Raw genomic sequence first — 22007 nt, 5'->3', positions numbered from 1 at the left:
TGACGGGTGGGGGAGGAGACGCCCCCTCCGGCGACGGCACAGGGGTGGGGCCCTGCGGCGCACGCCACCGACCGGAGTTGACGCTCCGTCTTGCGCAAGACTCTGCAAGATGTTTCAGGAGAGTACTCGTCCGTAAATCCCCCGTAAAGGCCCGACGTCAGGTCCGGAGGCGAGGCCCCGGGTCCGGCGCGATAGCGTGCCGGGCATGGCGGACTGGGATCTTCGGCAGGCATCGGCTTCGGACGTCGAGGCGGTGGCCGAGCTGCGCGCGACGGTGCTGCGACCGGATCTGGAGCGGCTCGGCCGGTACGACCCGCAGCGCGTCCGGCAGCGGCTGCGCGACGGGTTCGACCCGGGCCACACCTGGGTGATCGAGGTGGCCGGCGAGTTCGCCGGCTGCGTGGCCCTGCGGCCCGCCGCGGACGGCTGCTGGCTGGAGCACTTCTACCTCGACCCGCGCCACCAGGGAGCCGGCGTCGGCTCGGGCGTGCTGGGTCGGCTGCTGGAGCAGTGCGACCGCACCCGCACCCCCGTCCGCCTCAACGTCCTCCAGGGCAGCCCGGCCCGACGGCTGTACGAACGCCACGGATTCACCGTCGAGACCGAGGACCCGGTGGACGTCTTCATGGTGCGGGAGCTGCCGTGAACGCGCCGGTGCGGCGGTGGACGATCACGCGGATCGGCACTGGACGCGGTGGGGGCCGGGTGCCATGATCGCGCTGCGCTCCGGAGCGTGTCCGGGGTGCGGGGAGCGAATCGTGAAGGTGTATCTCGCAGTTCCGCCTCTGCTGGTGGCGGTCTTCCTCGCCGGGTCGGGGATCGCGACGCTGACGCGGGGCTGGATGCTCCCGCTGAACCGGAGGTACGTCCGCCGTCCCCGGCTGCACGGTTGGGCCCAGCTGGTGTCGGCCTTCGCCCTGGTCTGGCAGGCGGTGTTCGGGCTGCTGGTCGGCGAGTTCGGCTTCCGGATGGGCCTGGTGATGATCGGCAACGTGTTCTTGCTGGTCGGGTTCGGCCTGATGGGGCTCAGTCAGCGTGCGCCGCGTCCGGCGCGGCCCGTCCCGAGCTGACCGCGCGACCGCCCGCCCCCGGGGAAGTGGGGCGGGCGACCGGTGGGTGAAGTGGGGCGTCAGCAGCCGAAGTTGACCTTGTAGAAGGTCGCGTAGTGGTCGGCGGTGTAGTAGTCCTCGTGGAAGACCTTGCCGGTGACGATGCGGCGGGCGCCGCGGGTCGAGGAGCCCGGGGTCTTCACGGTGTACTCGTGGTAGTAGCCGGTGGTCTGCTTCGGGAGCACGCCCTCGCGGTTCTGGAAGACGATGCCGTCCTGGCTGTAGGGGAACGGGCCGCCCTGGTCGATCAGCTTGACGGTGGTGCGGCCCTCGGTCGGGAGGGCGGTGTAGCAGATGCTCCCGCTGACGGTGGCGGAGGCGTCGGTGGCGAACACGGCGGTGGGGGCGAGGGTGAGCAGACCGACGGCGGCGACGGAAGCGGCACGGGTCTTCAACGCGCGTAGAGTGATTCGCATGTTTTTCAGTCTGAGGGTTTGTCAGGTCCCGGAGGAAGCGTTGCGGAAACACTTCACCGACGGGTAACTCGCCGTGAATCCAAGTGACTTGTGGGTTGCCGCCATGCGGCGCAGGTGCCGGATGTGTGACCGTGCCATGGGGGAGCGGTGCCGGTCCGCCTACCGTGGCCGGACCCCTGCCCCCCCACCAGGCTGGAGCTCCCCGTGAGACGACTCCTCGTACTGCTGCTCAGCTGCGCCGCCCTGGCGCTGGGCCTCGGTCCGGCCGCCGCCGCGACCCCCGCGTACCTGAAGCTGGAGGCGACGTACTCCGCACCCGGCAACGGCTGGGCCAAGGTGGAGCGTTGGTACGACACCACCACCGGGTTCCGCGCCGAGCAGTTCCCCGCGGACGGCCGCGGTGACCAGGACGGCGCCCGGGTCAGCTACTTCGGCGGGGTGAAGCGCCCCTCCTCGGCCCGCTTCCTGCTCTACTCGGCCGCCGGCTGGGACACCGGCGCCAAGTCCGCCGTCCTGCTGGTGCACGGGGCCAACGACAACGCGGACCGGGCCTGGGCCAACCCCGCCGAGAGCGGCAACTGCGGTGCGGCGAGCTGCCCTTCGACCGGGCTGGCGCAGCAGCTGGCCGCCGCCGGGCACCGGGTCTTCGCGATCGGGTTCGCCCACAAGCACGGTGACAACCTGATGCAGGCCCAGGCGGTCGGGGACGCCGTCGCGGTGATCCGGGACCGGCTCGGCGTGGGCCAGGTCGACCTGGTCGCCTGGAGCAAGGGCGAAGTGGCGGCCCGGAGTTGGGCCTCCTCGGTCCGGCCGTCCTGGGGGCGGGCCTACCCCGGAGACGTCCGTCGGCTGGTCACCCTCGGTGGCCCCAACGGCGGCCTCGACTACGTCTACGCCCACGGCTGGAGCTTCTCGCTGGCCACCTGGCCCGCCTGCGGGGGCACCGCCAACGCACCCTCCCCGCACCTCTGGATGACCTGTTACGGCACCTACACCTCCCAGCCCTGCCTCGGCGTGCTGCCGGTCAACGGCTCCGACTGCTTCCCCGGCCAGCGCCAGCTGCTGGCCCGCTGGGACGGGCGGTACGGCGTGGACCAGCTCACCCAGGACTGGTGGACCACCTACTACGGCGGCCAGGGCTACTACACCGCCGGCCAGGGCATCCAGGCCGCGATCGACGCCGGTTCGCTGATCGCCCCGCTGCAGGCCGCGGGCACCCCGGCCGCCGTCCCGGCCTACCTGCTGGCCGGCGGCTCCGCCGACCTCCCCGGCCTGCTCAACGAGAACCGCGGCCCGAGCGACGGCATCGTCCTCACCGCCAGCGCCCTCGACACCACCGGCATCCGGACCGTCGGCGGCACCAGGCTGCTCACCGACCTCAACCACCTCGAACTCGGTTGGGCTCCGGCCGCCGCCGCCCAGGTCGCCGCCTGGCTGTCCTGAGGAGCGGAACGGTATCCGCCCAAGGGGTCGGCTGCGACCGGTGGGCCGGGTCCTGTGAGGGACGTCTCGTTGTCGCTCGGCGGGTCGCCGCCTAGCCTGCAGGGAGTTGTCCGCGTACGAGCGGACGCCGTCGCCGGGGCGCCGAGTCCTGCCTGCCCGTCGACGGTCACTCGACCACACCGAGTACGGGCAGGAGCGGGGGAACCAGGTCAGTCCGTGACCCCTGCCCGCCCACTCGGCGCAGGGGCACTCGGGGTGAAGCCGCTCACGGGCGGCCGGGCGTTCCCTCATGCCCGAACCCGACAGCTCACCTCGCAGGCGTCGAAAGAGGACTCCTGCCCATGCGCTTCTCCGTCACTCCCGCGCGCCTCGGCGCGGCCGCCCTGGTGGCCGTCCCGCTGATCGCCGCCGCCCCGCTGGCCGGCCAGGCCGAGGCCGTCACCGTCGTCACCCAGGACCGGCTCAGCCCGAACACCCTGGCCGCGGACGTGGCCGGCCGGGCCAGCCTGACCGTGCACTCCGGCTCCTGCTTCACCGCCAAGACCCTCGGCGTCGGCGTCCGGGACGCGGCCGGCCGCAACCTCGACTTCCCCGGCAACGCGAGCAACGTGCGGATCTGCCCGGGCGGGGTGACCTTCACCAGTGGCGCCCGGGCGCTGCCGGCCGGGACGTACACCCAGTTCGGCTTCTGGCAGGACCAGAACGGGGGCTGGCACAACCTGCCGTCCCGTCAGCTGACCGTCGGCGGTGCCTCGGTGACCCCGACCCCGACCCCCACGCCCACTCCCACGCCCACTCCGACGCCCACCCCGACCCCGACCCCGGGTGGTTCGCCCGTGCCGGGCAAGGCGCTGACCTGGTCGGAGGAGTTCGACGCTCCCGTCGCGCTCGGCAGCAAGTGGGTCAACGACCGCAGCAGCAGCTACCGTTACGGCAACCACAACCCCGACGACAACAAGCTGGACTGGCTGAACCCGTCCGGCGTCTCGGTCGCGAACGGTGTGGCCACCTTCACCGCCAAGCCCTCCGTGCACACCCTGGAGAACGGCAAGCAGGCCTGGGACACCGGACTGCTCACCACCGAGTACTCCTCGCAGGGCTTCCAGGTGCGGACCGGCGACTACGCCGAGGCCCGGGTGCAGCTGCCCTCCGAGGCGGGCGCGTGGCCCGCGCTGTGGACCTGGAAGAACGGCAACGGGGAGATCGACACCTTCGAGTACCACCCGGACAACGCCGCGCTGCTGGAGCTGACCAACCACGTCAGGTCGGGCCAGAAGTACCTCACCGACGCCACCGCGATCGGCCACGACAAGTGGGTCACCATCGGCACGTACTACGGTGCGAACTCCGTCGACTGGTACGTGAACGGCGTCAAGGTCTTCTCCGACAACCAGGGCGTGGGGGCCGACTGGTCCGCCTACCTGATCCTCAACCTCTCGGTGGGTGCCGGGAAGTACCACCCGGCGCCGTCCGGCACCGCACCGATCGACTTCGCCGCGGACTGGGTCCGCGTCTACCGCTGAGTCAGCTCACGGAGAGCGTGAACGGCGTGGAGTTGTTCGTGAGGTCCGTGTCGTCCGCGCTGACCACCGTCACCTGCCCCTCGGCCGTCGTGCCGGGGGGCACGTCCGTGTCCACCCGGACGGGGGCGAGGACCGTCGCGGTCCGGTACTGAGGCAGGCCGGCGCCGAAGGTGCAGGTCAGCGCGTGGTTCCCGGCCGTGAGGGTGCAGTCGGTCGGGAAGGTCGGGCCCTCGAAGGTGAAGCCCTCGGGGACCGTCAGCACCACCGTGAAGGGCGACTCGGTCCGGTCGGGGCCCCCGTTGGCGACGAATCCGTGCACCGTCGTGGTGCCACCGGGGGGAGCCGCCTCGGGGTCCAGCCGGACCACCTCCAGGTCCGAGTTCGAGGGCGCCGCGCTCGCCGGCACGGTCACCCCCAGCACCAGCGCTGCGGCTGCGGCCAGCACCACCGTCAGCTTCCGTCCACCCATGGTCCACTCCGTTCGCTCTCCGTGTCGCCAACTGCACAGAATGTATCGGCAGAGTGTCCGGGAGAGATGGAGGTGCGGACGGTGTCCGGACAGGTGTTGAGCGAGGTCTCCGGGGTGGTCGGCCCCGAGAAGGAGGCCCAACTCGTGACGTCGTACCGGGAGTTGGTGGCAGGGGCGCTGCCGGAGGGGCTGATCAGGACGGAGCTGCTGCGCGGCCCGGGTGGCCGCTGGCGGGTGCAGAGCCTGTGGCGGGACAAGGCCACCCTGGAGGCCGTCCGGGCGGATCCGAAGCTGGCCGCCGCGCCGCGGCTGTTCCGCGAGGTGGGCGTGGAGCCGGAGCTGACGGTCTTCCAGCTGACGGCGGCACAGGTGGGCGCGCCCGACCTCGATCCGGACTGAGGCCGGGAGGTCGGGCGGGCCTGACCTGACGTCAGGGGGCGAGGACCTGACCGAGTCGGGTCGCGATCTGGCGCATCACGGGGACCAGCGAGCTCTCCCCGGCCTGCGCCTCCAGGGCCCGGATCCGGGCCTCCGGGCCGGAGACCGAGAGGGCGGTGGGGGTCGGTGCGCCGGGGACGGCGACCGCGATGCAGCGCACGCCGATCTCCTGCTCCTGGTCGTCCACCACGTAGCCGGAGGCCCGGGCGTGGGCCAGTTGGGCGAAGAGCTCGTCCGGGTCGGTGACGGTGTACGGCGTGTGCGACTGGAGCGGCTGGGTGCCGAGCACCGCGCGGGCCTCGGGCTCGTCCAACTGGGCCAGCAGCGCCTTGCCGACGCCGGTGCAGTGCGGCTGCACCCGACGGCCGACCTCGGTGAACATCCGCATCGAGCGGCGGGACTGCACCTGGCCGACGTAGACCACCTCGCCGCCCTCCAGCACCGCGAGGTTGGCGGTCTCCCCGGTGGCCTCCATCAGCTCGGCCAGGTACGGGCGGGCCCAGCTGCCCAGCAGGCGGCCTGAGGTCTCGCCGAGGCGGATCAGCCGCGGGCCGAGTGGTGTAGCGGCGGGCGGTGTCCTGGCGGACATAGCCCTGCTGCACGAGGGTACGGATCAGGCGGTGGATGGTCGGCATCGGCAGGCCGGAGCTGGCGGAGAGCTCGCTCAGGGTCGCGATGCCGCCGGAGTCGGCGAGTGCTTCGAGCAGCTGGAAGGCGCGCTCGACGGACTGGACGCCGCCGCCGGCTCGCTCGGCCCCGGACGGTGCTGCAGCGGGGGTGGTGGCCACCGGCGTTCCCTTCTGCTGTGGAGGAGGAGTAGAGTCCCGGCGATCTACCTCAACAAACCGTTGAAATTCTGTATCGCGGAAACTAGTCTCCACCTTACAGAACCGAACCCGCCAGTAGGTGGGTCGGTATCGAGGAGGCACCCACCGGAGCCTCCCTGCTGGCTCAACTGTCCAAGGAGTGTTCTGCCCATGGCTGCAGACCAGGACCCCGTCGGCGCCCCCTCCGCCGCTCCGGTCGTCACTGTCGCCGGTCCGCGCGTCCCCCGCAGCGAGGAGGTGCTCACTCCCGAGGCCGTCTCCTTCGTGGTCGGCCTCCACCGCGCCTTCGAAGGCCGCCGGCAGGAACTGCTGGCCCGCCGCAAGGCCCGGCGCGCCGAGATCGCGGCCGCGGGCACCCTCGACTTCCTCCCGGAGACCGCCGAGGTCCGCGCCGGTGACTGGAAGGTCGCCCCCGCTCCCCGCGCGCTCCAGGACCGCCGGGTCGAGATCACCGGCCCGACGGACCGCAAGATGGTCATCAACGCGCTCAACTCGGGTGCCAAGGTCTGGCTCGCCGACTTCGAGGACGCCACCGCCCCCACTTGGGAGAACGTGGTCAGCGGTCAGGTCAACCTGATCGACGCCTACGAGGGCCGGATCGACTTCACCACCGAGGCCGGCAAGTCCTACGCCCTCAAGCCCGCCGCCGAGCTGGCCACCGTCGTGGTCCGCCCCCGCGGCTGGCACCTGGACGAGACCCACCTGCTGGTCGACGGCGCGCCGGTCTCCGGCGGCCTCTTCGACTTCGGCCTGTACTTCTTCCACAACGCGGCCCGGCTGATCGCCAAGGGCGAGGCGGACCCGAACTCGGGCCCGTACTTCTACCTGCCGAAGACCGAGAGCCACCTGGAAGCCCGGCTCTGGAACGAGGTCTTCACCCACGCGCAGGCCGCGCTCGGCATCCCGCACGGCACCATCCGCGCCACGGTGCTGATCGAGACCATCACCGCCGCGTTCGAGATGGACGAGATCCTCTACGAACTCCGCGACCACGCCGCCGGGTTGAACGCCGGCCGGTGGGACTACCTGTTCTCCATCGTGAAGAACTTCCGGGACGCCGGGGAGCACTACATCCTCCCGGACCGGAACTCGGTCACCATGGCAGCCCCGTTCATGGCCGCCTACACCCGCCTGCTGGTGCAGACCTGCCACAAGCGCGGCGCCCACGCGATCGGCGGCATGGCCGCCTTCATCCCCTCCCGCCGCGACCCCGAGGTCAACGCCGCCGCGCTGGCCAAGGTCAAGGCCGACAAGGACCGCGAGGCCGGCAACGGCTTCGACGGCTCCTGGGTCGCCCACCCCGACCTGGTCCCGGTCGCCCGGGCCTCCTTCGACGCGGTGCTCGGCGAGCGGCCGAACCAGAAGGAGAACCCCGGCCCGGCCGAGCCGGTGACGGCCGCTCAGCTGCTGGACATCGCCGGTGCGGGCGGCAGCTGCACCGAGGCCGGACTGCACAACGCCGTCCAGGTCGGCGTCCGCTACATCGAGGCCTGGCTGCGCGGGCTCGGCGCGGTCGGCATCTTCAACATGATGGAGGACGCCGCCACCGCCGAGATCTCCCGTTCGCAGATCTGGCAGTGGATCCGCAACGACGTGGTCCTCGCCGACACCGGCGAGAAGGCCAGCGCCGAGCTGGTCCGCCGGCTGGTGGCCGAGGAACTGGACGCGCTGAAGGTCGAGCTGGGCGAGGCCGCGTACGCCGGTGGGCGCTGGGCCGAGGCCGCCCGGCTGTTCGAACAGGTCTCGCTGGCCGAGGAGTTCGTCGACTTCCTCACCCTGCCCGCGCTGCCGCTGCTCGACTGACCACCAATCTAGCGAGGCGCGGCCGCCCTGCCGCCTGCCGTGCTGGAGCACTGGCCGCGCCGATTAGTACGAACCGTACGGCCACCCTCGGAAGCGGGTGGCCGTACGGCCTTGTCACGGAAGGAACTTCACGCACATGGCGCGCATCTTCTTCAACGGCCAGGCCATGGTCGGCGGCCCGTTCCACGCCTCGGTGGCCGACGCGCTGCTCGGCCCGGTCAGCACCGCCCCGGGATACCGCTTCTTCTCGATCCGGGACGAGTGCCCCGGCCTGCTCGCCGACCCGACGGTGGAGACCGCCATCGAGGGCGAGCTGTACGACGTCGACCTGGCGCACCTGCGCGACGTCATCCTCCCCGGCGAGCCCGCCGAACTGGAGCTCGGCGTCATCGAGTTGGCCGACGGCTCGGCCTGCCTCTCGATGCTGCTGGCCCGCGGCCAGCTGGAGCGCGGCGTGCACCAGGAGATCACCGGCTTCGGCGGCTGGCGCGCCTACCTCGCTACGCTGGGCCGCACCGCCTGACCGGGTGACCGTCCGGCCCGGCCAGCAGCCAGCTGCCGTCGCCGAGCGGGGTGATGTCGTAGGAGTCCGCGCTCCCGGAGGCGAACGGGGTGACGGCACCGGTGGCCAGGTCGACCAGGTGGTCCCGGTGCCACTCCTCCTCCGTCTCCTCGTCCTCGCCCATGATCGTGACCACCGCGGTGGAGTCGGTCAGGTAGCCCCCGTTCCACTCCACGACGCCCTCCTCGCGGTCGGGCTCGAAGGCGTCGACGGTCAGGGTGAGCAGCTCCTCGCCGCCCGGGTAGCGGTGGAAGGTCACGTCGGTCTGGCTGTGATCCACCGTCATGAACTGGGTGCCGTCGGGCGACAGCTCGATCAGGCAGCGGTCGTGCCACGGGTACTGGAACACCTCCAGCCGGCCGCCCAGCAGCCGGGCCCGGAAGGTGGCCACGCCGTCCTGGCCCTCGCCGAGCTCCAGCAGGACGTGGCCGTCGGTGGGGTGGAAGTACTGCGAGCCGCCGTGGCCGACGGTGCCCAGCTCCACGGCGTCGAGCCGCTCGCCGGTCGCGGCGTCCAGCACCTCCCAGTGGTCCAGCAGGCCACGGTCGGCCATCGCGTCGGGCCGGTAGACCCAGACCGTCCGGCCGTCGGGGGAGTACGCGCAGTCCGGCCGGTGGCCGTACGGGCTGGTGGAGTGCGGCTCCAGCAGGTGGCGCCAGAGCTCGGTGCCGTCGGCCGAGACGCACACCACGGCGTTCAGGGTGGTGTAGCAGGCCCGCCCCAGGTCCGAGGTGACCGAGGTCGAGATCGGCTCGTCACCGGCCACCGGCAGGAAGCGGGCGACCGGGACCAGCTCGCCGGGCCCGCCGGCGAGGTCGTACACGTGGATGACGTCCTTGAGGACACGGGTGGTGTGCTTCACGCGCCGCAGGCTACCGCCGCCCGCCGACAGCCCGTCAGGGGCCGGTCAGACGGGTGGTCTCGTCGTCGAGGTGGGTGGCGAACTCGGACTGGCGGACGTAGCCGCGGTGGTGGTGGCCCCGGATGACGGGGAGGTCGCTGCCGGGGCGGCGTTTCGGCGGTGGGCGGGTCGGGGAGCCAGACGTCGGTGATGCCGGGGGTGGTGAGGGGCTGGCCACCGAAGGGGTCGGTGGCGCGGTGGAAGTTGGCCCAGGTGGGCGGGGTGGGGAAGCGGGTCAGCCGGGCGGCGGTCGCGGCGTCGGCCAGGTGGCGGGGGAACCACCGGCGGTAGAGCCGGGGCACGGGGTTTGCCGTAGGTGACCACGGACAGGCGGGCGCCGGTCTCCGGCGCGGTGCCGGCCAGCCGGGCCACCGTGGCGGTGACGATCACCGCGCCCTGGCTGTGCCCGAGCAGCACCACCGACCCGCCCCGCGAGGTCAGGTGCCTTACCCGCTCGGCGAGTTGGGGGCACCGCCTGCTCCGCGTAGCTGGGCGGCGCGTACGGGTGGAAGGCCCGCGGCCAGAAGGTGGCGACGTCCCAGACGATGCCGACCACCCGGCGGGTGTTCTGGTCGGCCAGGGACTGACGGACCAGAGGAGCAGCAGCACCGGCCCGAGCACCAGGATGGTCCCGGCCAGCGCCGCGCTGGGCGCGGGCAGGCCGGTCCAGATCCGGGTGGGATCCGGCTTGGGGCCGCCGGTCCAGGCCAGTCCGTAGCTGATGCCGAAGGCGATCGCCGAGGCTCCGAGCAGGACGGCCGCGCCGGAGGTCAGGCCCTCCATCCGGCGCAGCAGCAGCTCGCCGTTGCGCTTGCGTCGCAGCACCTCGGCCAGCCAGAGCCCGCGCGGGCTCTCCGGGTGCGGCGCCGGGGCGCGCAGCCGGAGGGCGGGGCCGCGCTGCTCCCAGAGGTCCAACTCGTCGTCCAGGCCCACCGGGTGGCGCAGCCGGTGCCAGAACCAGACCAGGCCGAACCAGGCCGTCAGCAGCACCATCCCGTCGATGCTGTACCGGGCCAGCACCTCGGAGCCGGGCAGGATCTGGACCTGCGTCACGGCCGCCGCGCCCTTCTCCCCGGGCGGGCTGAGCCAGTGCGCGGCGGAGAGCGCCACGCCCGACCAGATGGCGAACAGCAGGCCGCTGCTGACCGCCACGGTGGTGAAGGAGGGCGGCAGCCGGGGCAGGCCGCGCTGCCCGGCGGAGCGCTTGGCCCACCAGGCGCAGAACAGCATCGCCGCTCCGGCGGCGTAGAGCACCAACAGCAGCAGGTTGAAGAGTTCCAGCAGGTCCGGGGTGCCGATCGCGGCCCCGCTCACCCCGGCCGCGCCCTCCCGGCGTGAGCTCGGCTGGACGGCGCAGAGCAGCATCGCGGCGCCCAGCAGCACGGTGGTGGAGGCGCAGGCCACCCGCCGGGAGATCCGGCCGCCGGCCAGCCAGGCCCTGGGGCGGTCGCCGAGCGCTGCGGCGGCGAACAGCAACAGGCCCAGTACGGTGAGCAGTTCGAGGGCGGTCAGCAGCCCGGTGGCCCGGCCGCCGGTGCGCGCGGTGCGCAGCACCACCAGGGTGAGCAGCAGCAGGGCCGAGCAGGTGTGCACCGTGCGGTGGCGGGTGGAGTAGGCGCCGCCCTCCCAGAAGCCGGGGTCGGTGAGTTCGGCACGGGCCAGGTCCCGGTGGGCGGGGCGGTCGTTCTCTCCGCCGGTGCCGTCCCCCGGCCTCCCAGCGCCGGTTGGGGCTGGTGCCGACGTGCAGCAGCAGCACCAGCAGGGCGGGCAGCAGCGCGGCCACCGCGACCGCGACGTAGGGGCGGTCCTGGAGTTGGAGGGCGTGCCAGAACGGCTGGGCGCGGCAGTTGGCGACCGCCAGGCACTGCCAGGCGGCCTGGTCGACCAGCACGTGGGTGAGGAACAGCAGGTAGGTGGCGGTGACGCAGAGCGCGATGATCCGCACCATGGCCTGCTGGAACCGGACCTGGCGCGGCCCGCCGTGGGCCATCCAGCCGGCCGTGTTGACGAAGGCGAAGGGCAGCAGCAGGAACCAGAGCGCGGTGGCCCAGGAGCGTGAGGTCAGCCCGCCCCAGGAGTACACCTCGCGGTGCCGCCCGGACGGCCGGGCGTCCCGCCCGCGCCAGATCCCGGCCAGCTTGGAGCCGGTGACCTGCCGGGCCTCCGGATCGTCCAGCCACCTCGGGCCGGCCCGGAGCCGCCGACCCCGTGCACCACGAGTTCGGTGACCCCGCCCTCGTCCACGTCGGTCGGATAGTCGTGGTCCACCCCGCCGCCCATGCCGCACCCCCGGAGCTCGCCGTGCTGGAACTCTGGGTCAGGGTGGGGGAGTTGTCAATGGAGTTCCCGGCGCTCGGCCAGCCGGTAGCCGACGCCCCGGACGGTGTCGATCCCGCAGCGGGCCCCGGCGGCCAGCAGCTTGCGGCGCAGCGCGGCCACGTACACCTCGACGATGTTCAGGTCGCCCCGGAAGGCGTGGTCCCAGACCGCGTCCAGGATCTCGGTCTTCGGCACCGCCAGCCCGGCCCGGTGGGCCAGACACTCCAGCACGCCGAACTCCTTGGTGGTGAAGTGCAGTTCGGCTCCACCGACCCGGCAGCGACGGGTGGCCGGATCCACCGTCAGGTCACCGACCGTCAGGACGGCGGGGCGGCCGGCCGCGCCCCGGCGGATCAGCGCCCGTAGCCGGGCGGTCAGCACCACGTAGGAGAAGGGCTTGCCGAGGAAGTCGTCCGCCCCGCTGTCCAGCGCCTCGGCCTCGTCGTACTCGCCGTTCTTCGCGGTCAGGATCAGCACCGGGACGGTGGAGCCCCGTTCGCGCAGCCGTCGGCAGATCCGGAAGCCGTTCAGCCCGGGCAGCATCAGGTCCAGCACCACGGCCGCGTACCCGCCGCTCTCGGCCAAGGCCAGGCCCTCCAGGCCGTCGCCGACCACGTCCACCGCGTAGCCCTCGGCCCGCAGGCCCCGGCTCAGGGAGTGGGCCAGCTCCTCCTCGTCCTCCACCAACAGCAGTCGCATCCGGTCAGCCTAGGAGACAGCCCCCGGGACGGGGAGGCTGACCACCAGCTCGGCGCCCCGGCCGGTGGCGGGGGCCACGGCGGAGGCCGTCCCGCCCAGGCCCTCGGCGATGCCGCGGACCAGGGCCAGGCCGAGCCCGGAGCCGCCGTGCTGACGGTCGCGCGACTCGTCCAGTCTGACGAAGCGTTCGAAGACCCGTTCCCGGTCGGCCTCGGCGATCCCGGGGGCCGTCGTCGGCCACCGTCAGCTCGGCCGTGCCGTCGGTGACCCGCAGGGACAGCGTGATCCGCGAGGCGGCGTACCGCTCGGCGTTGTCCAGCAGGTTCCCCAACAGCCGCCCGAGCAGCAACTCGTCGGCGGGGAGCAGGAGTTCGTCCAGGGCGAGCACTGTGGCCGGGCGCCCGCCGAGCAGGGCCCGCTCGGCTAGCTGCTCGGTGATCAGGTCGTGCAGCGGGGTGAGCCGGTCGGTGACGGCCTGGCCGTCGACCCGGTGCAGCAGCAGGAGATCGGCGGTGAGCCGCTCCAGTCGTTCGGCTCCGGCCACCGCGGTGCGGGCCACCGACGGCCAGTCGGCCCGCTCGGGGTGGGCCAGGGCCACGTCCAGCGAGCCGCGCAGCACCGCGACCGGGGTGCGCAGTTCGTGCGAGGCGTCGGCGACCAGCCGGCGCTGCTCGGCCAGCGCGTCCGCCAGCCGGTCCAGGGTCTCGTTGGTGGTGACGGCGAGGCGGCCGATCTGGTCCCGGGACGGCGGGGACGGGCACCCGTTCGTGCAGGTCGCCGCCGCCGATCCGGGCCATCTGACGGCGGATCGCCTCGACCGGCCGGAGCGCGAAGCCCACCACCAGCCAGGCGACCAGCGCCACGAACAGCGAGCCGAGCGGCAGCACGTAGCGGAGCAGCGCGGTGGTGACCGCGGCCGCGTCCTCCCGGGCGGCGTTGTCGTTCACCAGGACGAAGGTGGTGACCTGCTGGGCGGGGAGGCCCTTGCGGCCGGTCAGCGTCTCGAGGGCCGCGGCGTCCCAGACCTGGCCGGTGCGCCGCTGGAAGACCACGTCCCGGCCGACCAGGTCCGCACCCGGGCTGTTCGGCATGGTCAGCAGGACGCCGGCCGGCACCCGCAGCTCGACCTCGTCGCTGCGGCCCTTCAACAGAACGGTGCCGGCCGGGTCGTTCGGGTCGACGGCCGGCGGCATCGGGTGCAGTGCCGGGCGGAGCGCGTCGATATCGCCGAGCACCGCGTGGTGAAGCGCCCAGCTGCCGTCGGCCAGCATCAGCAGGTAGGAGGTCTGGGGGTACTTCCACTGCAGGGTCCGGTCCCGGTCGAGGGCCGGCACCGCGTCGTCCAGCGCGTCGGCGTCCTTGAGCGCGGTCAGCTTCGCGGGGGGCAGGCCGGCCCGGTAGCTCTGCTCGCCGACCCACCAGGTGACCCACGCCGAGCACCACGGCGGTGGCCAGGGCCGCGGCCAGCGCTGCCCGTAGGCGGATCGGGAGCATGCGGAGCAGTCGCACCGGTCCCCTCCCGCCTCGTTCGAACGGCCGTCAGCCTGGCACGGCCCGCCGTGCGGTGGCAACGTGGGGGTACGGGACGGCCCCGGACTCTCGCCGTGAGTCCGGGGCCGCCTCCACCCCGAGGGGTGGATCCGGGTGCCGCGCCGTCCCTGACGCGGTCCCGGAGTTGAGGGGGGGATCAGCCGCGCGAGGCCAGCTCGCGGGCGGCGCGGGCCGCGTTCTGCGCGATCCTGTCCTCGTTCACCGTGGTGAGCAGGCCCTTCTCGACCACCGGGTTGCCGTTGACCAGCAGCAGGGCCAGCGGGGGCAGGGCGCCGAAGGTGAGGGCGGCCACCGGGTCGGCGATCGAGGAGTGCATCACGCCGTCGATCTTCCAGAGCGCCAGGTCGGCCAGCTTGCCGACCTCGATGGAGCCGATCTCGTTCTGACGGCCCAGCACCCGGGCGCCGCCCATGGTGCCCAGGCGCAGCGCCGAGCGGGCGGTGAGCGCCTTCGGGCTGCCGTGCAGACGGTTGATCAGCAGCGCGTTGCGCAGCTCGGTGCCGAGCTCGCCGGACTCGTTGGAGGCGGTGCCGTCCACGCCGAGGCCGACCGGGACGCCGGCCTGCAGCATGTCCGGGACGCGGGCGATGCCGGCCGCCAGACGGGCGTTGGAGGACGGGCAGTGCGCGACACCGGTGCCGGTCTCGGCGAACTTGGCGATGTCGGAGTCGTTCATGTGGACGCAGTGCGCCATCCAGACGTCCTCGCCGAGCCAGCCGGTGGACTCGAAGTAGTCGGTGGGGCCCATGCCGAAGAGCTGCTTGCAGAACTCCTCCTCCTCGGCCGTCTCCGAGCCGTGGGTGTGCAGCCGCACGCCCTTGCGGCGGGCCAACTCGGCCGACTGCTTGAGGAGTTCGGTGGAGACCGAGAAGGGCGAACAGGGCGCGATGGCCACGTGCAGCATCGAGCCGAAGGAGGAGTCGTGCCACTTGTCCACGGCCGCCTCGGAGGCGATCAGGATGTCCTCGGTCTTCTCCACCGCGTGGTCCGGCGGCAGGCCGCCGTCCTTCTGCGAGCGGTCCATCGAGCCGCGCAGCGCGGTGAAGCGCATGCCGAGCTCCTGGACGGCCTCGATCGAGGCGCCGAGGATGTCGCCGCCGCCCTGCGGGAAGACGTAGTGGTGGTCCGAGGCGGTGGTGCAGCCGGACTTGAGCAGGGCGGCGGTCGAGCCCTGGGCGGCCGCGTGCACCAGCTTGTCGTCGATCCGGGCCCAGGTCGGGTAGAGCGCGACCAGCCAGTCGAAGAGGATGTTGTCCTGGGCCAGGCCGCGGGTGATCCACTGGTAGAAGTGGTGGTGGGTGTTGACCAGACCCGGGGTGACCAGGTGGCCCTCCCCGTTGATCCGGCGCACCACGTTGTCCAGCCACGCGGGGGCGGGGCCCGCACCGACCGACTCGATCTTGTTGCCGAGCACCACGACGTGGCCGCGGGCGTACTCGGTGTCGTTGGCGTCGACCGTCGCGATCGCGACGTTCTCGATCACGATCCGCTGGTCGGCGGGCGGGGGCTGGACTGCCATGGTGTGTCTCCTATGGGGGGAGGGTGCGGGGCGCGCAGTGAGCGCTGTGCGCCCCGCACCGTTCAGGACGGCGTCGCCGTTGACGCCGCGCCGTGCGGACTTCCTTGCGGGGCAGGGCGGTTCGCACCGACGTGGTGGAAGAGAAGGTTGAGCAGGACGGCCAGGACGCAGCCGGCGGATATGCCGGAGTGCATCAGCGTGCGGACGGCCTCCGGGAAGGCGTCGTAGAAGGTCGGGGCGGCGATCGGGATGATGCCGACCCCGAGCGAGACCGAGACCAGGATGGTGTTGGCGCTGGACTGCATCCCCGCCTCGGCCAGGGTCCGGATGCCGCTGGCCGCGACCGTGCCGAAGAGCACGATCCCGGCGCCGCCGAGCACCGGCGAGGGCACCAGCGAGACCACCGAGCCGAGCACCGGGAAGAGGCCGAGCAGGATCAGGATCCCGCCGCCGGCCGCGACCACGAAGCGGCTGCGGATGTTGGTCAGTGCCACCAGCCCGATGTTCTGGGCGAAGGCGCTGGCCGCGAAGCCGTTGAAGACCGGGCTGATCGCGGTGGCCAGCCCGTCGGCCCGCAGGCCGGCGGCCAGGGTGGGCTCGTCCGCCTCGCGCTCGACGATCCGGCCCAGGGCCAGCATGTCGGCGGTGGACTCGGTCATCGAGACGATCATCACGATGCAGATCGAGACGATCGCGGTGACCTCGAAGACCGGGGCGCCGAAGTGGAAGGGGGAGGGCAGGGCGAAGACCTTCGCCTCCGAGACCGCCCCGAAGTCGGCCAGCCCGAGGGGGAAGGCCAGCGCGGTGCCGATCGCGAGTCCGATCAGCAGCGAGAGCTGCTGCCAGAAGCCGCGGAGCAGCTTGTTGCAGAGCACCACCGCGGTGAGGGTGAGCGCGGCGAGACCGATGGCCTTCACGGAGCCGTAGCCGGGGGCACCGGGGGTGCCGCCGCGGGCCCAGTTGACCGCCACCGGCAGCAGGGACACCCCGATGAGGGTGATCACGGTGCCCTGGACGACCGGTGGGAAGAACCTGATGAGCTTGCAGAACCACGGTGCCGCGAGGAAGCACAGGATCCCCGCGACGATCACCGCGCCGAAGATCACCGGGAGCGCGTCCTGAGGGCCGTGCTCCTTGGCGATGGCCAGCATCGGTGCGACGCCGGCGAACGAGACGCCGTTCACGAACGGCAGCCGTGCGCCGATCTTCCAGACGCCCAGCGTCTGGAGGAGGGTGGCCAGGCCCGCGGTGAACAGGCTGGCCGAGATGAGCAGGGCGAGCTCGGTGGGGGACAGGCCCACACCGGCGCCGACGATCAGCGGGGGTGCGACCACACCCGCGTACATCGCGGCGACGTGCTGGAGTCCGGTGGTGAAGAGCTTCACCGTGGGCAGTAGCTCGTCCACGGGGTGGACCGGGCGGCCGGCCGGGTCGTCGGGGAGGTTCGGTGACGCTCCGTCCGGCCGCTCGGGTCCTTCCGGGGTGGAACCGCCGTCAGTGGTTCGGGTGTTGGGGAGTGCCATGTCGAGCCCCTCTTGTGCTCGTGACTCCCGGCGTGCCCGTGGCGCTGGAGAATGCCCGAGGGCGGGACGGCGGTGCAAGGGTCCCTCGGGGTGTTCCTCCGGCTCCCCGGGCCGGCCGCCGCGAGGCGAGCACGATCTCCGGTAGGTGGGGGTGGAGAAACAGGTGGAGCGGGCGGAGCGGGCCGTCCGGCACCGTCCGGCCGGGTGCGGCCGGGGGGTGCAGCGGTGCTGGACGACGGTCATGACGGTGCCTCAGCTCGGCGATCAGGCGACCGGGATGACCGGGGTGACGCCCTCGCGGTGCACGGTGCCCTCGATCAGGCCGTACATCCGGTCGGCGGCGTAGTAGACCTCGTTCTCGTTCTTCAGGCCGAAGGGCGAGAGGTCCACCAGGAAGTGGTGCTTGTTCGGGAGCTCCAGGCGGACCTCGTCCACCTCGGCCCGGTTGTTCAGCACCCGGGTGCCCATCCCGTGCAGGGTCTGCTGCAGCGAGTAGGAGTAGGTCTCGGCGAACGCCTCCAGCAGGTGGCGCTTGACGTGCTGGTACGAGCGGTTCCAGTTCGGCTCGGCCGAGCCCTCGGTGCCGTCGAAGGAGTACTTCCACCGGGCCGTCACCTGGGTGGCGAGGATCCGGTCGTACGCCTCCTGGAGGGTGGTGTACTTGTCCTTGATGTAGCCCCAGAACTCCGAGTTGGTGGAGTTCAGGACGGTGAGGTCCTTGAGGCCGGAGATCACCGACACGGTGGTGCCGTCGTAGACGATCTCACTGGTGCGCACCTCGCCGCCGTTGCGGACGAAGGAGTGGCCGACCTCCTCGGAGCCGATGAAGCGGGCCGAGTTGTCCGGGGTCTTGATCCGGTCCCAGGTGTACTCCTCGATCCGGATCCGGGCGCTGTGCACCACGCCGCGCTCGGTGTTGTCCACGAAGTGGCGGGCCAGCTGGATGCCGAAGGCCTCCGCGGACTCGATGCCGTACTCCTTGGCGAAGGCGTACACGGTGTTCTTGGTGGTGTCGGTGGGCAGGCAGTTGGCGTTCGAGCCGGTGAGGTGGACGTCGTCGAACTCGCCGCGCAGGGCGACCGAGACGTTCAGGTCCTTGATCTCGTGACGGGTGGAGTCACGGTAGACCCGGACGATGCGGTTCTCCGCCTTGCCGTACTGGTTCTGACCGAGCACGTGGGCCATGACGGCTCCTAAGGGTTCCAGCGGTCTACTAGCTTCCGCGGTAGACCGAGTATCCGAACGGGTTGAGCAGCAACGGCACGTGGTAGTGGTGCTGCGCGGGCGCGACCGTGAAGACGATCGAGACCTCGGGGAAGAACGGCGGCTCCTCGGACTTCTTCGCGTAGTAGGCGGAGGTGTCGAAGAGCAGCCGGACGACCGAGCCCGCCTCCACGGCCGGCAGGTCCTTGGCCCGGCCGTCGGAGTCCGTGGCGGAGGTGCCGAGCACCTGCCAGCCACCCTCGGTGTGCAGTGCGAGCTCGACCGGGACGCCCTCGGCCGGGCGGCCGAGGCTGGTGTCGAGCACGTGCGTGGAGATGCCAGTCATGGGTTGAATGACCTTACTGATGGCAGGAGTTGACGTACTGGCGGGAGTTCAGGACTCGTCCAGCAGTCGGTTGATCCGGATGTCGTTGATCTTGCGCAGCTCGCCCCGGACGATCTCCGCCTCGGTGGCGGCGTCGTTCGGGAAGCGCTCGCGGAGCGCGGTGAGCATGGTGTCGGCCGTGCGGCCGGTCGCGCAGATCAGGAACACGTGGCCGAACTTCGCCTCGTAGGCGGCGTTCGCCCCGTGCAGTTCGTCGAGGAGTGCGGAATCGACTCCCCGGATGCCGGCCTGCTCCCGCTCGGAGGTGGCGTCGCCCGTCTTGGGCTTGCCGATCCGGGCGTGGCCGGCCATCGCGTCGTTCAGGTCCTCGACCGTCAGCTTCGCCATCGCCGCCTCGTTGGCGGCGAGCAGCTCGGCCCGGTCGGACCACGGCCGGGTGTCCGCCACGAGGGCGGCCCAGCTGGGGCTGGAGCAGATCTCCAGCAGGGTCTCCGTCAGCTCGGCGGCAGGGGCCGCCGCCAGAGCGTCAAGAGCGTCGATGGGGCTGGTCACGGGTGGGCCTCCTGAAGAGTGGTGCCACCCGGAAAAGCTAGATCCGCCACCCGTAGCCGTCAACACTTTGTTGAACTGTTGGTGGTTACGTTTTGGGCCAAGTGCTCTGACCGGCCCTTTTGGTGTGCGATTCGCCAAGTGTGCCCGGTCCGCCGTGTCGGCAAGACTGGGCGCGGCGCCCCGGCCGCAGCCAGTGGACGGGGCGGACAGCGTCAGGTCAGCCCTTCGAACCGTCCTGTCGGTTCAGGTAGTTGTACACCGTGAACCGGCTGACGCCGAGGGCGCTGGCGACGGTCTCCACGCCGTGTCGGACGGTGAAGGCGCCGCGCTCCTCCAGGAGGGCGACCACGCGCTGCTTCTCGTACCGGTCCAGCTCGGTCAGCGGACGCCCGTCGAACTGACGGGTCATCTCGGCCAGCAGACGGTCCAGTGCACTGCTCAGGTGCGGCAGCCGGACGGCGATCGCCGCCCGGCCCTCCCACTCCAGCACCACGTCGTCCGGGCGGGCCTCGTCGAGCGCGACCTCGGTTGCGCCGACGGCCTCCAGCAGCGGCTTTATCGCCGATGCCAGCGGGTGATCCAGGGCCTCGCTCACGCGCTACCCCCTCCTTCCTCTTCCTGGTCCAGCACGCTGACCTGGACGGAGATCCGGGTGGCGCCGGCCGCCAGGGTCTCGCGCAGCAGCGTGGTCACAGCGGTGACGACGTCCTCGGCCTCGCCCCGGGCGTCGGTCCCGAAGGGGCCGACCGCCACCTCGAGTCCGGCGTCGGTCACCGCCTTCAGGGCCGCCTCGGCGTGCTCGGGGAACGTGTCCCGCTCGAACGGTTCTGTCGTGAACTCCACCATCAATCGCACCTGGTCACTCTATCGATCAGGCGTTTTGGCGGAAGGGGCAGGACTCGACGGAGAGCTTCAACAAAATGTTGCGAGCGGTCTTGACGGTCCATCGGACGGCAGGGCAAGCTTCCATCAAGCAGAATCCGTCTTCCGGATCGTGGAAGTCTCGGATCGGAAGAGTGAAAGGTGATGGGCGTGACTGCCGCTTCCCAGCACACGTACACGGTCAACCTGTCGATCCTGTTCAGCGAGCTCCCGCTCCTGGAGCGCCCCGCCGCCGCCGCGGCCGCCGGCTTCACCGCCGCCGAGCTCTGGTGGCCCTTCGGGGAGAACCACACGCCGTCCGAGGCGGAGCTGGACGCGCTGCGCAAGGCGTTCACCGACGCGGGCGTGCAGCTGACCGGCCTCAACTTCCTGGACGACCTGACCAAGGGCGCCCGCGGCACCGTCTCCGTCCCGGCCGAGCGCGAGCGCTTCCGGGAGAACCTGCCGGTGACCGTCGCGCTCGCCGAGTCGCTGGGCACCAAGGCGCTCAACGCGCTCTACGGCAACCGGGTGGAGGGCGTCTCCGCCGCCGAGCAGGACGAGCTCGCGCTGGAGAACCTCACGCTGGCCGCCCAGGCCGCGCACTCGATCGGCGCCGTGCTGCTGATCGAGACCCTGAACAAGGTCGAGTCCCCGGACTACGCCCTGCTCTCCGCCGAGGCCGCGATCGAGGTGGTGGACAAGGTGAACGCCGCCACCGGCCTCGGGAACGCGAAGTTCCTCTGCGACCTCTACCACCTGGCCCGCAACGGCGAGGACCTGGCCGAGGTGATCACGAAGTACGCCGACCGGATCGGCCACGTGCAGATCGCCGACACCCCGGCGCGCAACGAGCCCGGCACCGGCGAGCTGGACTTCGAGGACCTGTTCGCCCGCCTCACCGCCGCCGGCTACACCGGCCGGATCGGCCTGGAGTACAAGCCGTCGACCGGCGTCTCCGCCGACAGCTTCGAGTGGCTCCCGCGCGAGCTCCGCTCCAACTGACCCTCACATTCCTCCCCGCACCAAAGGACGTATCGCGATGAGCCGCAAGATCGCCTTCATCGGCCTCGGCATCATGGGCAGCCCGATGGCCGCCAACCTGGTCAAGGCCGGCCACCACGTGACCGGTTACAACCTGACCCAGCCCCAGATCGACGCCCTGGTGGCGGCGGGCGGCCACGGCGCGACCTCGATCGCCGACGCCGTGAAGGACGCCGAGGTCGTCATCACGATGGTCCCGGCCGACCCGCACGTGGAGCAGGCCATCCTCGGTGAGGGCGGCGTGCTGGAGAACGTGGCCCCGGGCACCCTGGTCATCGACATGTCCAGCATCACCCCGCAGACCTCGATCAAGGTCGAGGCCGCCGCCAAGGCGAAGGGCGTCCGCACCCTGGACGCCCCGGTCTCCGGTGGCGAGGCCGGCGCGGTCGAGGCCGTGCTCTCCATCATGGTCGGCGGCGAGGCGGCGGACTTCGCCGAGGCCAAGCCGCTGTTCGACGCGCTCGGCACCACCGTCATCCACGTCGGCCCGGCCGGTGCCGGCCAGACCGTGAAGGCGGCCAACCAGCTGATCGTGGCGGTCAACATCCAGGTCCTGGCCGAGGCCGTGGTCTTCCTGGAGAACGCGGGCGTGGACCTGCCGGCCGCGCTCGACGTGCTCGGCGGCGGTCTGGCCGGTTCCACCGTGCTGAACCGCAAGAAGGGCAACATGATCGACCGTCAGTTCGCCCCGGGCTTCCGGATCGACCTGCACCACAAGGACATGGGCATCGTCACCGACGCCGCCCGTGCCGTCGGTGCGGCCCTGCCGGTCGGCGCCGTGGTGGCCCAGCTGGTCGCCTCGGCCCGCGCCAACGGCGACGGCTCGCTGGACCACTCGGCCCTGCTCCGCGGCGTCGAGCGCCTCTCGGGCCGCGAGGTCAAGTAACCCCATAGCTCCC

Annotated in this window: 23 protein-coding genes, 1 pseudogene and 1 riboswitch; of the genes and pseudogenes, 10 read left to right on the top strand and 14 right to left on the bottom strand. The window is 71.8% G+C overall.

The genetic code is table 11. The features are described 5' to 3' along the window. The first annotated feature begins 205 nt into the window (after nt 1–205). Together ABD946_RS04520 and ABD946_RS04515 are read left to right on the top strand one after the other, a co-directional pair. Entirely contained in the window at nt 206–646 is a 441-nt protein-coding gene (locus ABD946_RS04520) for a GNAT family N-acetyltransferase (RefSeq protein ID WP_345280281.1), read from the top strand. A 112-nt stretch (nt 647–758) separates the two neighbouring features. Beyond that, on the top strand, nt 759–1070 hold the full coding sequence (locus tag ABD946_RS04515) for a hypothetical protein (RefSeq protein ID WP_345280279.1): 312 nt from the start codon (nt 759–761) through the stop codon (nt 1068–1070). A gap of 59 nt (nt 1071–1129) precedes the next feature. Here the strand turns inward: ABD946_RS04515 and ABD946_RS04510 are convergent, their stop codons facing one another. After that, nucleotides 1130–1525, bottom strand: a complete 396-nt coding sequence (locus tag ABD946_RS04510) for a guanyl-specific ribonuclease (RefSeq protein ID WP_345280277.1) — start codon at nt 1523–1525, stop codon at nt 1130–1132. 204 nt (nt 1526–1729) lie between these two features. Between ABD946_RS04510 and ABD946_RS04505 the strand changes: the two genes are divergently transcribed. Next, the gene (locus tag ABD946_RS04505; RefSeq protein ID WP_345280275.1) at nt 1730–2968 is read left to right on the top strand and encodes an esterase/lipase family protein; all 1239 of its coding nucleotides are present in this window, start codon (nt 1730–1732) and stop codon (nt 2966–2968) included. A 167-nt stretch (nt 2969–3135) separates the two neighbouring features. After that, nucleotides 3136–3303, top strand: a riboswitch (cyclic di-AMP (ydaO/yuaA leader). Between the two features lie 6 nt (nt 3304–3309). Then, entirely contained in the window at nt 3310–4491 is a 1182-nt protein-coding gene (locus ABD946_RS04500) for a glycoside hydrolase family 16 protein (protein WP_345280273.1), read from the top strand. A 1-nt stretch (nt 4492) separates the two neighbouring features. On the opposite strand, the gene ABD946_RS04495 is transcribed toward ABD946_RS04500, so the two are convergent. After that, entirely contained in the window at nt 4493–4960 is a 468-nt protein-coding gene (locus ABD946_RS04495; RefSeq protein WP_345280271.1) for a hypothetical protein, read from the bottom strand. Between the two features lie 81 nt (nt 4961–5041). On the opposite strand from ABD946_RS04495, the gene ABD946_RS04490 reads away from it, so the two are divergent. Beyond that, nucleotides 5042–5359, top strand: coding sequence for an antibiotic biosynthesis monooxygenase family protein (locus ABD946_RS04490; protein WP_345280269.1), 318 nt, complete (start codon nt 5042–5044; stop codon nt 5357–5359). A gap of 31 nt (nt 5360–5390) precedes the next feature. Here ABD946_RS04490 and ABD946_RS04485 read toward each other — a convergent pair. Beyond that, nucleotides 5391–6186 (bottom strand): annotated as a pseudogene (locus ABD946_RS04485) (IclR family transcriptional regulator). Between the two features lie 189 nt (nt 6187–6375). Between ABD946_RS04485 and aceB the strand changes: the two are divergent. Together aceB and ABD946_RS04475 are read left to right on the top strand one after the other, a co-directional pair. After that, complete coding sequence (aceB, locus tag ABD946_RS04480; RefSeq protein ID WP_345280267.1) at nt 6376–8028, top strand: malate synthase A; 1653 nt, start codon at nt 6376–6378, stop codon at nt 8026–8028. A 136-nt stretch (nt 8029–8164) separates the two neighbouring features. After that, nucleotides 8165–8551, top strand: a complete 387-nt coding sequence (locus tag ABD946_RS04475; protein WP_345280266.1) for an allophanate hydrolase-related protein — start codon at nt 8165–8167, stop codon at nt 8549–8551. Here ABD946_RS04475 and ABD946_RS04470 read toward each other — a convergent pair. Together ABD946_RS04470 and ABD946_RS04465 are read right to left on the bottom strand one after the other, a co-directional pair. Continuing rightward, a complete protein-coding gene (locus tag ABD946_RS04470; RefSeq protein ID WP_345280264.1) occupies nt 8529–9452 on the bottom strand; it encodes a hypothetical protein in 924 nt (307 codons plus the stop codon). The genes ABD946_RS04475 and ABD946_RS04470 overlap by 23 nt on opposite strands. A 45-nt stretch (nt 9453–9497) precedes the next feature. Then, complete coding sequence (locus ABD946_RS04465) at nt 9498–11084, bottom strand: alpha/beta hydrolase family protein (protein WP_345280262.1); 1587 nt, start codon at nt 11082–11084, stop codon at nt 9498–9500. 148 nt (nt 11085–11232) lie between these two features. Here ABD946_RS04465 and ABD946_RS04460 point away from each other — a divergent pair, with 148 nt between their 5' ends. Beyond that, nucleotides 11233–11550 (top strand): hypothetical protein, encoded by a 318-nt coding sequence (locus ABD946_RS04460; protein ID WP_345280260.1) that lies wholly within the window; start codon nt 11233–11235, stop codon nt 11548–11550. A gap of 275 nt (nt 11551–11825) precedes the next feature. Here ABD946_RS04460 and ABD946_RS04455 read toward each other — a convergent pair whose 3' ends face one another. The 9 genes from ABD946_RS04455 to ABD946_RS04415 form a co-directional block, all read right to left on the bottom strand. After that, nucleotides 11826–12509, bottom strand: coding sequence for a response regulator transcription factor (locus ABD946_RS04455; RefSeq protein ID WP_345280258.1), 684 nt, complete (start codon nt 12507–12509; stop codon nt 11826–11828). 4 nt (nt 12510–12513) lie between these two features. After that, the gene (locus ABD946_RS04450) at nt 12514–13170 is read right to left on the bottom strand and encodes a histidine kinase dimerization/phospho-acceptor domain-containing protein (RefSeq protein WP_345280312.1); all 657 of its coding nucleotides are present in this window, start codon (nt 13168–13170) and stop codon (nt 12514–12516) included. Nucleotides 13171–14196: 1026 nt separating this feature from the next. Beyond that, nucleotides 14197–15579: an 8-oxoguanine deaminase gene (locus ABD946_RS04445; RefSeq protein WP_345280256.1), complete on the bottom strand. Its 1383-nt coding sequence runs from the start codon at nt 15577–15579 to the stop codon at nt 14197–14199. A gap of 62 nt (nt 15580–15641) precedes the next feature. Beyond that, on the bottom strand, nt 15642–17102 hold the full coding sequence (locus tag ABD946_RS04440) for a nucleobase:cation symporter-2 family protein (RefSeq protein WP_345280254.1): 1461 nt from the start codon (nt 17100–17102) through the stop codon (nt 15642–15644). 264 nt (nt 17103–17366) lie between these two features. Continuing rightward, the gene (pucL, locus tag ABD946_RS04435; RefSeq protein WP_345280252.1) at nt 17367–18287 is read right to left on the bottom strand and encodes a factor-independent urate hydroxylase; all 921 of its coding nucleotides are present in this window, start codon (nt 18285–18287) and stop codon (nt 17367–17369) included. A 28-nt stretch (nt 18288–18315) separates the two neighbouring features. Beyond that, nucleotides 18316–18651, bottom strand: coding sequence for a hydroxyisourate hydrolase (uraH, locus tag ABD946_RS04430; protein ID WP_345280250.1), 336 nt, complete (start codon nt 18649–18651; stop codon nt 18316–18318). Between the two features lie 48 nt (nt 18652–18699). Further along, nucleotides 18700–19203 (bottom strand): 2-oxo-4-hydroxy-4-carboxy-5-ureidoimidazoline decarboxylase, encoded by a 504-nt coding sequence (gene uraD, locus ABD946_RS04425; RefSeq protein WP_345280248.1) that lies wholly within the window; start codon nt 19201–19203, stop codon nt 18700–18702. 217 nt (nt 19204–19420) lie between these two features. Continuing rightward, nucleotides 19421–19798 (bottom strand): helix-turn-helix domain-containing protein, encoded by a 378-nt coding sequence (locus ABD946_RS04420; protein ID WP_345280247.1) that lies wholly within the window; start codon nt 19796–19798, stop codon nt 19421–19423. Next, nucleotides 19795–20049 carry a thiamine-binding protein gene (locus tag ABD946_RS04415; protein WP_345280245.1) on the bottom strand — a complete coding sequence of 85 codons (255 nt, stop codon included), beginning with the start codon at nt 20047–20049 and terminating at the stop codon, nt 19795–19797. The genes ABD946_RS04420 and ABD946_RS04415 overlap by 4 nt, the downstream gene beginning before the upstream one ends. A 180-nt stretch (nt 20050–20229) precedes the next feature. Here ABD946_RS04415 and ABD946_RS04410 point away from each other — a divergent pair, with 180 nt between their 5' ends. Beyond that, entirely contained in the window at nt 20230–21069 is an 840-nt protein-coding gene (locus ABD946_RS04410) for a TIM barrel protein (RefSeq protein ID WP_345280243.1), read from the top strand. Between the two features lie 37 nt (nt 21070–21106). Next, nucleotides 21107–21994 carry a 2-hydroxy-3-oxopropionate reductase gene (locus ABD946_RS04405; RefSeq protein WP_345280241.1) on the top strand — a complete coding sequence of 296 codons (888 nt, stop codon included), beginning with the start codon at nt 21107–21109 and terminating at the stop codon, nt 21992–21994. Nucleotides 21995–22007 lie beyond the last annotated feature (13 nt).

Source organism: Kitasatospora albolonga, assembly GCF_039535905.1.
Taxonomy (GTDB): domain Bacteria; phylum Actinomycetota; class Actinomycetes; order Streptomycetales; family Streptomycetaceae; genus Kitasatospora; species Kitasatospora albolonga.
This window is presented reverse-complemented; position numbering and strand designations above follow the sequence as displayed.